The organism is Thermosporothrix sp. COM3 (assembly GCF_059696735.1).
On record NZ_AP019376.1, the window covers coordinates 7453535 to 7468819 of the forward strand.

The 15285-nt window shown below is 53.4% G+C and carries 13 protein-coding genes; 12 read left to right on the forward strand and 1 reads right to left on the reverse strand.

Annotated features, from left to right (window positions below):
* The first annotated feature begins 14 nt into the window (after positions 1 to 14).
* The 12 genes from KTH_RS31860 (at position 15) to KTH_RS31915 (ending at position 14698) form a co-directional block, all read left to right on the forward strand.
* Positions 15 to 1214, forward strand: a complete 1200-nt coding sequence (locus KTH_RS31860; RefSeq protein WP_497622910.1) for a macrolide family glycosyltransferase — start codon at positions 15 to 17, stop codon at positions 1212 to 1214.
* Between the two features lie 166 nt (positions 1215 to 1380).
* The gene (locus KTH_RS31865) at positions 1381 to 2535 is read left to right on the forward strand and encodes an NAD-dependent epimerase/dehydratase family protein (protein ID WP_497622912.1); all 1155 of its coding nucleotides are present in this window, start codon (positions 1381 to 1383) and stop codon (positions 2533 to 2535) included.
* Positions 2536 to 2566: 31 nt separating this feature from the next.
* Positions 2567 to 3835, forward strand: coding sequence for an adenosylhomocysteinase (locus tag KTH_RS31870; protein ID WP_497622913.1), 1269 nt, complete (start codon positions 2567 to 2569; stop codon positions 3833 to 3835).
* Positions 3836 to 3845: 10 nt separating this feature from the next.
* Positions 3846 to 4625, forward strand: a complete 780-nt coding sequence (locus KTH_RS31875; RefSeq protein WP_497622915.1) for a nucleotidyltransferase family protein — start codon at positions 3846 to 3848, stop codon at positions 4623 to 4625.
* 98 nt (positions 4626 to 4723) lie between these two features.
* Entirely contained in the window at positions 4724 to 6103 is a 1380-nt protein-coding gene (locus KTH_RS31880) for a cytochrome P450 (protein ID WP_497622917.1), read from the forward strand.
* A complete protein-coding gene (locus tag KTH_RS31885; protein ID WP_497622919.1) occupies positions 6100 to 6933 on the forward strand; it encodes an SDR family NAD(P)-dependent oxidoreductase in 834 nt (277 codons plus the stop codon). The genes KTH_RS31880 and KTH_RS31885 overlap by 4 nt, the downstream gene beginning before the upstream one ends.
* Positions 6934 to 6956: 23 nt before the next feature.
* On the forward strand, positions 6957 to 8321 hold the full coding sequence (locus KTH_RS31890; protein ID WP_497622921.1) for a cytochrome P450: 1365 nt from the start codon (positions 6957 to 6959) through the stop codon (positions 8319 to 8321).
* A complete protein-coding gene (locus KTH_RS31895) occupies positions 8318 to 9145 on the forward strand; it encodes an SDR family NAD(P)-dependent oxidoreductase (RefSeq protein ID WP_497622923.1) in 828 nt (275 codons plus the stop codon). Before KTH_RS31890 ends, KTH_RS31895 begins: the two co-directional genes overlap by 4 nt.
* 16 nt (positions 9146 to 9161) lie before the next feature.
* Positions 9162 to 9977: a class I SAM-dependent methyltransferase gene (locus tag KTH_RS31900; RefSeq protein ID WP_497622925.1), complete on the forward strand. Its 816-nt coding sequence runs from the start codon at positions 9162 to 9164 to the stop codon at positions 9975 to 9977.
* A gap of 27 nt (positions 9978 to 10004) precedes the next feature.
* Entirely contained in the window at positions 10005 to 10790 is a 786-nt protein-coding gene (locus KTH_RS31905) for a class I SAM-dependent methyltransferase (RefSeq protein WP_497622926.1), read from the forward strand.
* 327 nt (positions 10791 to 11117) lie between these two features.
* Positions 11118 to 12845 (forward strand): ABC transporter ATP-binding protein, encoded by a 1728-nt coding sequence (locus tag KTH_RS31910; RefSeq protein ID WP_497622928.1) that lies wholly within the window; start codon positions 11118 to 11120, stop codon positions 12843 to 12845.
* On the forward strand, positions 12842 to 14698 hold the full coding sequence (locus KTH_RS31915) for an ABC transporter ATP-binding protein (RefSeq protein ID WP_246046378.1): 1857 nt from the start codon (positions 12842 to 12844) through the stop codon (positions 14696 to 14698). Before KTH_RS31910 ends, KTH_RS31915 begins: the two co-directional genes overlap by 4 nt.
* Before the next feature lie 158 nt (positions 14699 to 14856).
* Here KTH_RS31915 and KTH_RS31920 read toward each other — a convergent pair whose 3' ends face one another.
* Entirely contained in the window at positions 14857 to 15279 is a 423-nt protein-coding gene (locus KTH_RS31920; RefSeq protein WP_170142503.1) for a MarR family winged helix-turn-helix transcriptional regulator, read from the reverse strand.
* Between the last annotated feature and the right edge of the window lie 6 nt (positions 15280 to 15285).

Below are 15285 nucleotides of genomic sequence, written 5' to 3' on the forward strand. Positions count from 1 at the left end.
TCAGGAGTGGATGCATGGCAAAATATGTGTTTTTCAACCTCCCTGCTTTCTCACATATTCAGCCAACGCTGGCTGTTGTGGAAGAATTGATAACACGTGGTGAAGAGGTCATCTACTATCTTCCTGAGGAATTTCGTGCGCAGATTGAGACGACGGGCGCAGTGTTTCGCTCCTATCCGTTCGAGCTCTTTTCTCAGGAACAGACGTCACCTTTCAGTACCGAGTATCACATTCATGACATTCAAGTACGCCTGGCTGTATTGCAGGCATATATGATCAAGCAATGTATGTCGATTGTTCCATCTCTTGTCGAGAGCGTGCGTGCTGAGCGGCCGGATTGTCTTCTCTATGATGGAATGTTTCTATGGGCCAGATTGATCGCGGAAATTCTACAGATTCCGAGGATCGTGCTTCGCGCAAGCTATGATCTTACTGACAATCCCTATGCCAATTTGCTGCGCGTTTTCTCGTCATCCTCTGAAATGATTCAGACGTTGAATCATGAGCTTGCTGGCTTGTGTGAACGGTATGGGCTCCCTCGCTACGAAGTGAACTCCTTTACCGAAGATAATCCCTCACTGAGTATCGCCTTTATCCCACGCTCTTTTCTGCCCGATCCCGCGCAGTTTGACGGCCGCTTTCTGTTTGTTGGTCCTTCTTTGCGAACAAGATGGCAGGCACGACACGCACTACAGGATGCCGAAACTGAAAAGCAGCTCTATATTGCGCTGGGGAGTATATATACCAACCAGGCCGAGTTCTATCGGCTTTGTTTTGCTGCCTTTGGTGATACTGCGTGGCATGTCAGGCTTTCAATAGGAACGCAGCTAGAACCGGAGGCTCTGGGGCCGGCGCCTCAAAACTTTCTTATTGCGCCTCGGTTTTCCCAATTGGAGATACTGGCCCGGACAACGATCTTTGTCAGCCACGGTGGCCTGAACAGCGTGATGGAGAGCCTCTATTCCGGGGTGCCTCTGGTGATTGTCCCGGAGACAAGCGAGCATGAGGCGATCGGGACGCGCGTCGCTGAACTGGGTGCGGGCATCAAACTGGAGAAAGCATCGTTAACGGCGGAGTGTCTGCGTGACGCGGTTGATCTCGTGGCGAATGATCCCTCTTTTGCGGTCCGCGCAGGAGAGCTACAGCAACAACTACAGGAAGCCGGTGGATACAGGAGGGCCGCTGATGCCATTATGCACTATGCACGACATTGAGAAGCAACAGGGAGCTAAGCGCTTCAGATGAAGAGCAGAAATTGACTAGTACGTGATGATGCGATGATCTGTTTTTCAACGCTCCTTCAGGGTATACTTGAAATGCAGACAAGAAGGCAGAAGTGTAGAAGAAGTTACAAGAATAGAAGAAGCGTAAGGATGGTGTATGAAAGTCCTTGTTACTGGCGGGGCCGGCTTTGTTGGTTCCCATACCGTTGATATCTTGCTGCAACATGGTCATGAAGTTACGGTTCTTGATAGCTTTGAGCCTCAGGTACATGGGACTGTTTCGGCGGTCCCTCCTCATCTGGCTCATTATATTGCGCATGGCGACATTCAATTTGTCCAGGGCAATGTAGAGAATCGTGAGCTGCTGAAGCGCCTTTTGGAGCATTGCGAGGCCGTTATCCATCTTGCTGCCGCGCTTGGAACGGCTCAATCAGCGCATGAGCCTCATATGTATTGTTCGGCTAATGCACTGGGGACAGCGACCTTGATGGACGTGTTGTTGAAAGAGAAGACACAGGTTCGCAAGCTGGTGGTCGCCTCTTCTGCCAGTATTTATGGGGAAGGGTGCGGCTGGAATCCAGTACGAAAAGTGAAAGTGTCTCCTGTGCGCTGGGCTGTCGATATACAGCAAGGACAGTGGGAACCCAGAGACCCGGAGGATGGGACGATTGTAGAGCCTCGGCCGATTACGGAGGATTATCCTTTAAAGCCGACCTCTGTGTATGCGCTGACTAAGTACTTCACTGAACAGGTTGCCCTGTTATCGGGACATAAGCAAGAGATAGGGGTGATTTGTTTGCGGTACACCAACATCTATGGCCCCCGGCAATCTCTGAGCAACCCCTACACGGGACCTCTTGCCATTTTCTGCTCGCGCTTCAAGAGCGGAAAACCGCCTCTGGTCTTTGAGGATGGCAAGCAGAGTCGGGATTTTATTCATGTGAAGGATGTTGCCCGCGCGAATCTCCTGAGCATTGAGTCCTCTCTTATGGGTGCTCATGTCATGAATATCGGGACCGGGAAAGCCACAAGCCTGCTGGAAATCATTGCCCTGCTTCAGGAGAAGATGCAAGTTGATATCCAGCCGACGATCATCCAAAAAGCACGGATCGGAGATATCAGACATTCTTTCCTGGATACAAAGCGGGCTGAAACGCTGCTCGGTTTTAAGGCTCAGATCCCGGTTCACGAAGGGATCCTGGATACCATCCATGCACTGGATGGGGCCTATATCGAAGATAAGGTAGATGTGGCTCTGCAAGAGTTAGCGCAATATCACCTGATTACCGATACTGCGGGAGAACGCGTCTGAATAACCTGTATGTCGTGAGAAAGGATAGTGGATGAAAGAAGCGTACTATGCTGATATAAAAGAGCCTTCATTGGCTCCACGGGGAAGAGATCGCATTGAATGGGCAGCCCGAGATATGCCGGTTTTGCGCTTGATTCAGGACGAATTCAAACAGACGAAACCGTTTACCGGGGTGCGTATCTCAGTTTGTCTGCATCTGACAACGGAGACTGCTAACCTGGCACTTACGCTGAAGGCGGGAGGCGCGGATCTGTTTCTGTGTGCCTCAAACCCGCTATCTACACAGGATGATGTTGCCGCTGCTCTGGTGAAAGAGTATGAGATTCCAGTGTTTGGTATGCGTGGTGAAGATGCGCATACCTATTATCGACATCTCCATCTGGCGCTTGACCACAAGCCGGCTCTCGTCATGGATGATGGCGGTGATCTGGTCTCTTTGCTGCATACCGAGCGCACCGAGCTCCTCGGGCAGGTCCTGGGCGCAACGGAAGAGACAACAACCGGGGTCATTCGTCTGAAGAGCATGCAACAACAGGAGGTTCTGCGCTTCCCCGTGATCGCGGTCAACGATGCGGAGACGAAGCATATGTTTGACAACCGGTACGGCACAGGACAGAGCACACTTGATGCGATTCTTCGCGCTACAAACAGTCTGCTGGCCGGGCGCACCGTCGTTGTACTGGGGTATGGCTGGTGTGGGCGTGGGGTTGCCAGCCGGGCGCAGGGCATGGGGGCGAACGTCATTGTGTGTGAAGTCGATCCGACCCGAGCGCTTGAGGCGGTTATGGATGGGTACCGGGTGCTCCCTGCGATGGAGGCGGCGGCCCGAGGGGATTTCTTTGTGACGGTGACCGGAAATGTGAACGTTCTGGATCAGCGGCATCTGGAACGTCTGAAGGATGGCGCGATTCTCTCGAATGCCGGGCACTTTAACGATGAGATCAATATAGTGGCTTTGGAGCAGCTAACGCTTCAGAAGCGCTCTGTGCGTGACTTCGTGACCGAGTATACTTATGCTGATGGCCGGAAGGTCTACTTACTGGCTGAAGGGCGCCTGGTTAATCTCTGTGCGGCAGAAGGACATCCAGCAAGCGTGATGGATATGAGTTTCGCCAATCAGGCCCTGGCTGCCGAATATCTCCTGCATGCTTCGGAGCTGCTGGCGCCGGGAGTCCATACCCTGCCTGCATCGCTGGATAAGAAGATTGCACGGCTGAAACTACAGGCGATGGGGGTCGCATACGATACGTTGACCGTCGAGCAGGAACACTATCTCAATTCCTGGGAAACAGGAACATAGGAGGGAAACGGTGAGAAGAACAGTCGGTGTCCTGCCTGCCGCTGGTCTGGGGAAGCGGCTCAAGCCGTACAATGGTCTGAAAGAATTGCTCCCGGTTGGATATTATCCCTCGGAGAAGGGACCTGTGCCGATGGTGGTAAGCCAGTATGTCATGAACGCGCTGCGAGCTGCTCGGGTGCAAGATCTCTACTTTGTGATCTCGCCCCAGAAATGGGAGATTGCCCGTTTCTTCACTAACGGGTCGCGTTTTGGGATGAACTGCTGCTACCTTTTTCAGGATGAGCCCGAGGGGATGCCGGGAGCGTTGGATAGCGCGTATCCCTGGGTGCGTGATAGCGTGGTGTGCATGGGGATGCCAGATACTATTATGCAGCCCACGCACTGCTTTGCGCAACTGTTGGAAGAGCATCGCAAGAAGGCTGCAGATCTCACACTGGGTATCTTCCCGACTGAAACTCCTCAATCGCTTGCTCCCGTGCATCTGGAGCCGGGAACAGGAAGGGTGCTTGAGATCTTCGATAAGCCGCAAACGACGACTTACTACAATACCTGGGGAGTTGCGGTCTGGGAGCCGAGCTTTACAGAGCTATTACACCATTATGTGAGCCATGCTTCACGAGTGCATGGGCAGGAATTATTGCTCAGTAATGTCTTTCTGGAAGCAATCAAACAAAACCTCAGGGTATATGGCACGCAGTTCGAGGATGGAACACTATTCGATATCGGCACGTTTGAAGGTCTGCGTTATGCACGTGCGATCCTGGAAAACGTGGAACAGACTTACTGTTGACAGGATGAAATGTTCATATCATCGCTTTTATGAACCTATACAAAGAGTCTCGATGTAGTGCGAAAAAGTGATTTGTGCTGTTCAAGGATGTCTGTCTTATGTCTATAGCTACCAGTATTACGGCGAAAGAGATTCCATACCTTCGGGGCTGGCCTCTGGTTGGATGTCAGCTTGCTCTTAAGTATGAGCGTTTGCATTTTCTACAGCGTTTGTCTCAGTTAGGAGATATTGCCGGATTTTCCTTCGGTACGGCTCCCCACTTTCTGGTAAACTCGCCGCAGCTTATTCAGGAGGTGCTGGTTGAGCATGCTGCAACTTTCTATCATCGAGGGCGCTACTTACGTCGGGCATTTATCGGCAATGGGCTGATTATCAGCGATGGGGAGTTTCATCGAAAGCAGCGGAAATTGATGGCGACGCTTTTTCAGCCGCGTCACCTTGCAACATATGCTGAAACTATTACCCGATATGGCGAGCAGTTCCAGCAAGAAATGCGGCATGGGGAAGTGATAGACCTCCATCAAAAGATGATAGATCTGGCCATGAGCATTTTTAGCAAGGTGCTTTTCGATCTGGAGATTCGCCCTGGTGACGAGATGATGGAGGCGATGGATATCGCCCTTGCGCATAGCGCGAAGGTGCTTTTCTCGCTCGTTGCGATCCCGATTCATTGGCCTACCCCCTACAATAAGCGTCTTCAGCAGGCAAGGCAGGTCTTGCAAAAAAGGATACGAGGTGCTTTCCAGCAGCGAAAGGAGAACCCGGAGCACCTTTCAGAACAAAACGATCTGCTCTCGTTGCTGTTGCAGGCCAGCGATGATGATGGAAGACGCATGAGTGATCAGCAGGTCTTGGATGAATGCCGCACTCTCTTCATTGCAGGTTTTGAAACCATTGCTATGGCGCTCATCTGGACGTGGTATCTGCTGGCACAGCATCCCGAGGTCTGTCAGAAGGTGCAGAAGGAAGTAGATAGTGTGCTAGGAGGAAGAACGCCGACTTATGAGGATCTGGCGAACCTGCCCTATTGCTTGCAGGTGTTTAAGGAGACGCTCAGGCTCTATCCTCCTGCGCCTATGATCCGTCGTGAGGCGCGAGATGATGTCGAAGTCGGGGGGTATCATCTCGCCAGAGGAAGTACTGTTCTGATAAGCGCGTATACGCTGCATCGGCGAGCCGATTACTTTCCTGAGCCAGAGCGCTTTGATCCGGAGCGCTTTTCACCCGAGCGAGAGAAACAGCTTCCCCGGTATGCGTATCTGCCCTTTGGGGGAGGTCCGCGTGTCTGCCTGGGGAACCATTTTGCCCTGATGGAGGGTCATCTGTTGCTGGCGACGCTGGCGCAACGGTTGCGATTTGAGCTCGTGGCAAACCATCCAGAGGTGGGTTTCGATCTGGAGCATAACCTTGCGCTGCGTCCCGATCGAAAAATTGAGGTAATTGTACACAAGAGAACAGAAGAGGAGAAGCAGGGATGACGCTTGAAGGGAAAGTTGCTCTCGTCACCGGCGCAGGCGGTCAGGGAATTGGAGCTGCTGCCGCGCGGGACCTGGCTGCACGAGGTGCACAAGTGGTTGTGAACTATCGGAGTAATCAGCAAAGGGCGCAAGAAGTGGTCGAGAGCATTCAGGCTGCTGGTGGGAATGCGCATGCTATTCAGGCTGATGTGATTGATGAGGGGCAGGTGCTCCGCATGGTGGAGGAGATCGTTGAGCGCTATGGGCGACTCGATATCATGGTGAGCACGAAGGGAGGGCATGTGCCGCATATCGCCGGGCCTCGCTTTGCGGGCAAGGGGGAGGGACACTTCGCCGCGATCGCCGCACGGGTTGGCACGCGTCCTTTTACTGAGCTATCCTGGGAAGCTTTCGCTGCCAGGGTCAACGGTGAGCTACAGGCTGCCTTTACGATCACGAAAGCGGTGGTCCCTGTTATGGAGCGCCAACATGCTGGCCGGCTGATCTATCTTTCCAGCGAGCATTCACGAGGACCAGCGGCTCCCGGTATGATCGCGAATGGAGCCGCGAAGGCCGCACTGAACACGTTTGTAGTGTATCTGGCACATGAACTGGGACCGCTCGGTATTACTGCGAATGTGGTCTCTCCAGCAATGGTACAGGTGCAGGCAACCAGATGGATGCAGCCGGCAGCCTTTCTTGAGCGCGTCGCTTCTGCCACGCCACTGGGACGGATCGCGCAGCCGGAAGATGTCGCGCGAGTCATTGCCTTTTTTGCGAGCGATGATAGCGCTTTTATGACAGGGGTCTATGCTCCTGTAACGGGAGGCTTCGGTCTGGCACGTTTGTGAGAGCGGAAAGGAGTAAAAACAGTATGTCCAGCTCACCAGTGACCTCAAAAAAGGTTGCGTACGTTCGCGGTTTGCCCCTGCTCGGAAGTCAGTTTGACTTGAAACATGATCGCCTGAACTTTCTACAACGGCTGGCCCAGGCGGGTGATGTATCCAGCTTTCATCTGGGATTTTCGACGTACTTTCTGGTGAATGAGCCAGAGCTGGCTGAGAAGGTTCTGGTTCAGCACAGTAAGAGCTTTGATCGGGGACGACGGCTCCGAAGCAGCCGTTTGCACAACGGTATTGTGACCAGCGCGAATGAGGCCCATCGGCAGCAACGGAAATCGCTGGCGTCGATGTTTCAACCTCGCCATGTTCTTCATTATGCTGACGTTGTAGCTCGCTACGGAGAACAGCGCCAACAACAATGGAAAGATGGTGAGGTTATTGATCTTTTCCCACAGATGGTAAGTCTGACAATGGATATTCTCGGGAATGTGCTCTTCAATGCGGAGGCGATTAGCAAAGATGGGACGCTCGCTGCGGCAGTGGATGGGATGTTTAAAGCCAGTGTCGCGCAACTCTTTACCGCCTTCTCACCGCCCAAAAGCTGGCAGACTCCCAGAAGAAAGCGGCTGCGTGAGGCTGGGGAGCGGCTGGCCGAGTGTGTGCGCACGATCACCGCGCAGTTTGATGGTGACAATCCAGCGCAAGAGCGTAAAGACTTTCTGTATCTCCTTATCAAGGCCAGGGCCGAACAGGGTGAAGCGATAGACGTTGCGGAGATCGCTCGCGAATGCTGGCCGGTCTTCTTTGCCGGATACAGCACCAGCCCACTGGCGCTGCTCTGGGCATGGTATCTGCTGATGCAGCATCCCGAGGTTTACCAGAAGGTGCAGGAGGAAGTAGATAGCGTGCTAGGAGGAAGGACGCCGACCTATGAGGATCTGGCGAACCTGCCCTATTGCTTGCAGGTGTTTAAGGAGACGCTCAGGATGTGCCCTCCCGCGCCTATGATCCGTCGTGAGGCGTTGCATGATCTCGACATTGATGGCTACCAGATTCCCGCCGGAGCGATCATTTTGATCTCGCCCTATACCATGCATCGGCGAGCTGATACTTTCCCTGAGCCAGAGCGCTTTGACCCGGAGCGCTTTACCCCGGAACGAGAGAAACAGCTTCCCCGGTACGCCTATATGCCCTTTGGGGGAGGTCCGCGTGTCTGCCTGGGGAACCATTTTGCCCTGATGGAGGGTCATCTGTTGCTGGCGACGCTGGCGCAACGGTTGCGATTTGAGCTCGTGGCAAACCATCCAGAGGTGGGTTTCGATCTGGAGCATAACCTTGCGCTGCGTCCCGATCGAAAAATTGAGGTAATTGTGCGCAAGAGAAAGGGGCAGGTATGAGCGGCAGGCTAGCTGACAAGGTGGTGTTAATCACAGGGACCGGAGGGCAGGGTACGGGGCGTGCCGCCGCCCTGCTTTTCGCACAGGAGGGAGCGAGAGTCGTTGGCTGTGCGAGTTCCAGCGAGGGAGGACAGGAGACGGTTCGTCTGGTGCGAGAGGCAGGTGGTGAGATGCTCTCGGTTGATCCTGTGGATCTTACCGAGCCTGATCAGGTACAACAGGTGATTGATCGCGTTGAAAGCGTGTATGGTCGGCTGGATGTGCTTTACAACAATGCTGCCCGCCTGCGCAATGTGCCGATTCTTGAAATGTCACTGGAAGATTGGCGTTTTACGCTTGCCAATGAGCTAGACAGCGTGTTCCTGATGACAAGGGCCGCGATCCCGCTTTTGATTCGCTCGGGAGGTGGCACCATTATCAATACGTCATCGGTGTCAGCACTCAAGGGAACCGATATCCTGGGGTTTACCGCGCATGCAGCCGCGAAAGCAGGAGTTTTAGGCTTGACACGACAGCTTGCTGTTGAGCTTGCACCTTACAACATCCGGGTGAACGCCCTGGTTCCCGGGGGGATCGTGAATGCGAAAACTGCGCAATGGTTTCTCAAGAATGTTGCGCAGAAGCAGCCAGAAGGGGGGCGGCGGCTGCTAAAGCGAATCGGAAAGCCAGAAGATTATGCACGGGTTGCTCTCTTTCTCGCCTCAGACGAAGCGAGCTATCTGGATGGCACTGAATTGCTTGTCGATGGTGGGGAGTCAATCAGCCGGGGAGAGCGACCCGGCGGGCATGTTCATGGTTATAGAAAAGGAAGAAGCGATGTCTGATACACAAAAAGTTCCTATGGAGCAACATATAGCGGAAATCTGGACCTCTACGAAAATGGCGGAACACTGGCAACGAGGTGCCGAGCAGCGCAAGCAGGTCATGGCGGCAGCAACCGAGCGTCTGATTGATCTTGCCGCGCTTCAGCCTGGCGATCATGTGCTTGATATTGCGGCGGGGACCGGTGATCAGGGGCGTCTTGCGGCAAAGCGGGTAGGGCCAACAGGCCTCGTGCTCATTACTGATATCTCCGCTCAAATGCTGGCGATAGCGGCGCGTTTGGCCGAGCAAGAAGGTTTGAGCGCTGTTCAAACGCGTGTCATGAACGCCGAGCAGTTGGAGCTGGAAGAGAACAGCTTTGATGCTGTGATCTGTCGGCATGGGCTGGAAGCGGTTCCACGGCTTCAGCAGGCATTGGGTGAGATCAGAAGGGTTCTCAAGCCGGGCAAACGATTCGTCGTCCTGACGTGGTCGTTGCCAGAGAGAAACCCCCTGATTCACTTCTTTGCGAAAAGCTCGGTCCAGTTTGCGCAACAACGCTCTTCAAGCGTGCCGACGCCGTTTGCTTTCTCTGAGCGCCCTGTTTTAGAGCGAGAGTTTCGCGAGGCGGGTTTTCAAGAAGTGTTTACAGAGGTGCTCCCGCTCTGTTTCCGTTACCCGTCCCTTGAGGCTTTTCTACAATCCTCCCAGGGGGAGATGCGCCCCGGTCCCAAAAAGAGCGCCGAGGAGTTGCAACAGCGCCTGGAGGAGATGAGGAGCATATTCGAGCCCTATGAAGGACCGAACGGGCTGGAAATTCCCGGAGAAGCTTTGCTTGGTGTCGCAGTGAAATAGAGGCTGGAAAGAAAGGAATTGGAATTGATGGAACCCACGTTTCCATTTGCCAAATTTCGACCCTCAGCGGAGATTACAACGCTCTGGCAGCGGGGGGCGGAGCAGCGTCAGGCCGCGATGGCAGAAGCTACCCAACAGATGCTTGATGTCGCTGAACTCAAGCCCGGTGATCATGTGCTTGATATTGCGGCGGGGACCGGCGAGCAGAGCCGGCTGGCCGCGCGCCGGGTAGGGCCAACAGGCCAAGTGCTGGCAACAGATATCTCTGAGGAGATGTTGACTGTCGCGGCGCAACTGGCCGAGCAAGAAGGGCTAAACACGGTCCAGACACGGGTCATGAATGCTGAGCGGCTGGAGCTGAATGAGAACAGCTTCGACGCGGTGATCTGCCGCTATGGGTTGATGATTCTGCCTGACCTTCAGAAGGCGCTGAGTGAGATCAAGCGGGTGCTCAAGCCGGGGAAGAAGCTTGCTGCACTGGTCTGGTCCCGACCGGAAAGTAATCCTTTCTTTCATCTCTTTGCACTCTCAAAAAAGATCAGAGAAGCTTCTGGACACTTGCCAGGTCCCTTTACACTCTCTGATCCCGCTGTGTTTGCTGGACAGCTAGAAGCGGCAGGGTTTCGTGCTGTCGAGACGCGGGTTCTCACTTTCCAGTTGCGCTATCCCTCGCTGGATGCATTTCTGCAAACGTCGCAGGGAGAGCAGGATGAACAGCAGGTGGAGGTAATGAAGCAGGCGCTCAAGAAATTCGAGGGCCCTGAGGGACTGATTCTTCCCGGTAAGACAGTGCTGGGTGTGGGTACAAAATAAGAGCAACAGCGATTTCAGAAATCGGTGGGAGAACTTCACGCTCATTTGGCTTCTGCTGCGGAGCACAGAAGGAAACGAGTGTGAATGTTCTTTTGCTCATGCAGTAAGAGAAAGTAAAATTTTCTGTGTCTGGATAGAAAAGCATATTCGGGTATACTATAGAGATATGATGCTTTATGCAGGCAAAGAAAGAAATGAGAAGAGAAGACGACCATATGCAGGATGTTTCCTGTTCTGCGAAAGCACTGCTGGCTCCGCCTGCGCTTTGCCCTCCTCACAGCTTACTGCTGAAACCTACTCAACCCATGTCTATAGAGAGGAAGATACATGATACGATTATTGCGCTTTTTGAAGCCCTACCGCTTTTCTGTTGTGTTGATCGTCCTGCTTGTTTTTGCGCAGGCGATTGCCAATCTTTTGCTACCAACCTTGATGGCAGATGTCATCGATGAAGGGGTTGTGAAGAGTGATCTTGTCTATATCATCCGAACAGGTGGGCTGATGCTGCTGGTAGGTCTGGTTGCAGCGGCTGCTGCGATCACTGCCAGCTTCTTCACCTCTCGAACCGCGACCGGTTTTGCCCGCTTGCTTCGCCTGGAGCTATTTACGCGTATCGAGCATTTTTCGCTTAATGAATTCAACAGGATTGGGACGGCCTCACTGATCACGCGGACTACCAACGATACCACCCAGGTACAGCAGCTCTTGATTATACTGCTCAATATGATGATAAACGCTCCTTTGATGGGTATTGGCGGCATTATTCTTGCAGTGACACAGGGGGGCGATCTGGCCTGGATTCTGGTGGCTACGATCCCGATTCTGGCTGTGGCGCTGATCGGCGTGATGCGTTATGCACTTCGCCTCTTCCTCAGTATTCAGGTGAAACTGGATCGGCTGAATCTGATTCTGGATGAAAAGTTGAAGGGGGTACGCGTGATCCGTGCCTTTGATCGTAGCGAGTATGAGCAGCAGCGTTTTGACAGCGCGAACGAAGATTTGATGCGCACCACCATTCATGTCAACCGGGTGGTAGCTGCGCTATTGCCCGCTATGACGCTGGTAATGAATCTGGCGAGTATCGCTATTGTCTGGTTTGGGGGCATGCGGGTCAATGAGGGAACTATGCAGATTGGCAACATGATGGCTCTGCTGCAATATTCGATGAGTATCCTGTTTTCATTGTTAATGGTCTCAATGATGTTTGTGATGTTGCCACGTGCTTCCGCCTCTGCCTCGCGCATTAATGAGGTGCTGGCGCTTAAGCCGGGAATTGTCGATGCCCCGGAGACCCAGACGGCCAACCAGGGACGCGGACTGGTCTCTTTTCAGCATGTTACCTTCAAATATCCGGGTGCGGAGGAACCTGCTGTCTATGATCTCTCTTTTACCACGCGGCCCGGTGAACTGACCGCGATCATCGGAGGGACAGGCTCAGGAAAATCGACACTCGCTCATTTGTTGCTCCGCTTTTACGATGTGAGTCAGGGTCAGATCCTGGTCAATGGGGTTGATATACGCGCGATACGTCAGCAGGATCTACGCGCAAAAATTGGCTTTGTGCCCCAGAAGCCGCAGCTCTTTTCTGGCTCTATCAGTGAAAATGTGCGCTATGGGAAAAAGGATGCAACCGAAGCAGAGATCTGGCATGCGCTCCAGGTAGCACAGGCACAGGAATTCGTCCGCGCTCTGGAGGCTGGATTAGACAGCGTTGTTACGCAGGGGGGCACGAATCTTTCAGGAGGCCAGAAGCAGCGGCTGGCGATTGCCCGGGCGTTAGTCAGGCAGCCAGAGATCTACCTTTTTGATGATAGCTTCTCCGCGCTGGATTTTCAGACCGAGGCGCGTTTGCGCATGGCGTTGAAGGAGGAAACGCGCGAGGCAACGGTTTTGCTTGTGACCCAGCGGGTGAGCACCGCTATGGAAGCGGATCGCATTATTGTTCTGGATGAAGGGCGCATGGTGGGGAAGGGAACGCATCAGGAATTGATGAGGAGCTGCGAGGCCTATCGCGAGATTGTCGCAACACAGTTATCACTGGAGGAGCTTGCATGAAAGTAAGACAAGGGATGATCCCGCCACAGAGGCCGGGTGGTGGCTTTGCCGGTGGTTTCGCTAAAGGTGGTTTTGGCGGAGGGAAGCCTAAAAACGTGAAAGCCACGCTGCGTCGGCTTATGGGATATCTTGCTCCCTACCGGCTTCACCTGTTGCTGGTACTGCTTGCCGCCGTGCTTGGAGCGACATTCGCTATTCTCGGCCCCAAAATCCTGGGTCTGGCTACGACTGCCATTTTTGAGGGGGTGCTGAGGGGGCATATCGACTTTGCGGCAATTGCGCGGATTCTGGTATCACTGGCAGTCCTCTATGTTTTTAGCGCTCTCTTCACGTATCTACAGCAGTTTCTGATGGCATATGTGGCGCAAAAGACGGTGTATAGCCTGCGTCGTGCGGTCGATGAAAAGCTGACGCGTTTGCCTCTCAGGTTCTTTGACTCACGTCCTCACGGAGATATACTTAGCCGTGCCGTCAATGACCTGGATATGATCAGTAACACATTACAGCAAAGCCTGATCCAGTTGATTACCTCTACCGTTACGATTGCCGGGGTCATTATCCTGATGTTTACCATTAGCTGGATTCTTGCGCTGGCGATCCTGCTGACGCTGCCGCTGAGTTTCTTTGTGATGACCGCGATTGCTCGACGCTCGCAGCGGTACTTTATGGGACAGCAATTGACACTTGGAGGACTGAACAGTCAGGTGGAAGAGATGTATACCGGGTATAAGGTGGTGAAAGCCTTCGGGTATGAGCAGGAGGCAGTCCAGCGTTTTGCCCGCCTGAATGAGAAACTGTACGAGCAGAGCTGGAAAGCACAATTCGTTTCAGGGATTATTATGCCTTCTCTGATGCTGGTCGGCAATCTGGGTTTTACGCTTGTAGCTGTGCTTGGTGGAGTGATGATAGCGCAGCGGGCGATTGCCGTGGGAGATGTACAGGCAATGATTCAGTACGCAAACCAGTTTACCACGCCAATTACACAGTTCGCGAATATTGCCAATATCATTCAGGCGGCGATCGCTTCGGCGGAACGGGTCTTTGAATTGCTTGATGAGCCTGAGGAGCTCCCCGACGCTCCTGACGCTGTGGAGATCCACGCCCCGAAGGGACAGGTACAGTTTGAGCATGTTCGCTTCGGCTATAGCAAAGAAAAGATTCTGATGCATGATATCAATATCGATGTCTCACCAGGACAAACGATCGCGATTGTTGGGCCGACCGGCGCGGGAAAAACAACCCTGGTCAATCTCCTTCTGCGCTTCTATGAGCTGAATGGGGGTCAGATATGCGTGGATGGAATCGATATTACCCGGCTCAAGAGAGGGAATTTGCGGCGTCTCTTTGGCATGGTGTTGCAGGATACATGGTTGTTTCATGGGACAATTCAGGAGAATATAGCTTATGGGCGCGCTGATGCGACACAAGAGGAGATCATGGAAGCCGCCCGCGCAGCGCATGCCGACCATTTTATCAAGACCCTGCCAGAGGGATATCATACAGTGCTTGGTCAGGAGGCCTCCAATATATCCCAGGGCCAAAAGCAGCTTCTGACAATTGCCAGAGCCATTCTATCAAAGCCCTCGATTCTCCTCCTTGATGAAGCGACCAGTGATGTAGATAGCCGGACGGAAACGCTGATCCAGAATGCGCTGAGTGCATTTATGAGAGGACGCACCAGCTTCGTGGTTGCTCACCGCCTCTCGACAATCCGCAACGCTGATCTGATTCTAGTGATGGAGCACGGAACCATTGTGGAGCAGGGGACGCATCAGCAGTTGCTTGAGAAACAGGGGGCGTATGCAAACCTTTACAATAGCCAGTTTCTCGGGCGCTCTTCTCAAGGGCAATAATGTGGTGGAGGCAGATGGTGGGCTGCCTCCTTTTCGATCTGTGGCTGCTCGGGAGGACCAGTTCCGGCACTTGATGGGTCGTTGCCCGGGCGGCCTTCTGGCATCCTGCCCGCCTGATCGCGAGAAATGTTGTGGCGTGTGCCGACATGATGAAGCTCCTAGCTTTTCCCGAGCGCGATCGCACAGGAATGCAGTAGCTGTAAAAGCTGGTGTTGTTCATCTTCTGCGAGCCCGGCGAGCATCGCCTCCTCAATAGAGAGAATCTTATGATGGCTTTCCTGTAAGATTCGCTTCCCTTCAGGGGTGAGATAGGTCTGTAGCACACGTCGATATTCGGGGTGAGGGTGCCGTTCAATTAAGCCCGCCTTCTCCAAACTGACCAGGATCAGGTTCATTGTCTGAGCGGTCACAAAGCAACGGCGGGCGATCCTGTTGCCTGAACTGCCGGGATATTCTTCGATAGCGCAAAGCGCTGCATATTTCGGTGTTGTGAGCTGTAATGTGCGTAAGGTATGATCCATTTGCGAGCGTAGTGCGTAACAGGTCCGTTTCAGATGGTAACCAATCCTTTCTGCTACCATATCCAT

Coding starts and splice junctions, on each gene's coding strand:
- KTH_RS31865 (WP_497622912.1), top strand. CDS start 1,381: ATGAAAGTCCTTGTTACTGGCGGGGCCGGCTTTGTTGGTTCCCATACC.
- KTH_RS31860 (WP_497622910.1), top strand. CDS start 15: ATGGCAAAATATGTGTTTTTCAACCTCCCTGCTTTCTCACATATTCAG.
- KTH_RS31895 (WP_497622923.1), top strand. CDS start 8,318: ATGAGCGGCAGGCTAGCTGACAAGGTGGTGTTAATCACAGGGACCGGA.
- KTH_RS31910 (WP_497622928.1), top strand. CDS start 11,118: ATGATACGATTATTGCGCTTTTTGAAGCCCTACCGCTTTTCTGTTGTG.
- KTH_RS31900 (WP_497622925.1), top strand. CDS start 9,162: ATGGAGCAACATATAGCGGAAATCTGGACCTCTACGAAAATGGCGGAA.
- KTH_RS31870 (WP_497622913.1), top strand. CDS start 2,567: ATGAAAGAAGCGTACTATGCTGATATAAAAGAGCCTTCATTGGCTCCA.
- KTH_RS31905 (WP_497622926.1), top strand. CDS start 10,005: ATGGAACCCACGTTTCCATTTGCCAAATTTCGACCCTCAGCGGAGATT.
- KTH_RS31915 (WP_246046378.1), top strand. CDS start 12,842: ATGAAAGTAAGACAAGGGATGATCCCGCCACAGAGGCCGGGTGGTGGC.
- KTH_RS31890 (WP_497622921.1), top strand. CDS start 6,957: ATGTCCAGCTCACCAGTGACCTCAAAAAAGGTTGCGTACGTTCGCGGT.
- KTH_RS31920 (WP_170142503.1), bottom strand. CDS start 15,279: ATGGTAGCAGAAAGGATTGGTTACCATCTGAAACGGACCTGTTACGCA.
- KTH_RS31880 (WP_497622917.1), top strand. CDS start 4,724: ATGTCTATAGCTACCAGTATTACGGCGAAAGAGATTCCATACCTTCGG.
- KTH_RS31885 (WP_497622919.1), top strand. CDS start 6,100: ATGACGCTTGAAGGGAAAGTTGCTCTCGTCACCGGCGCAGGCGGTCAG.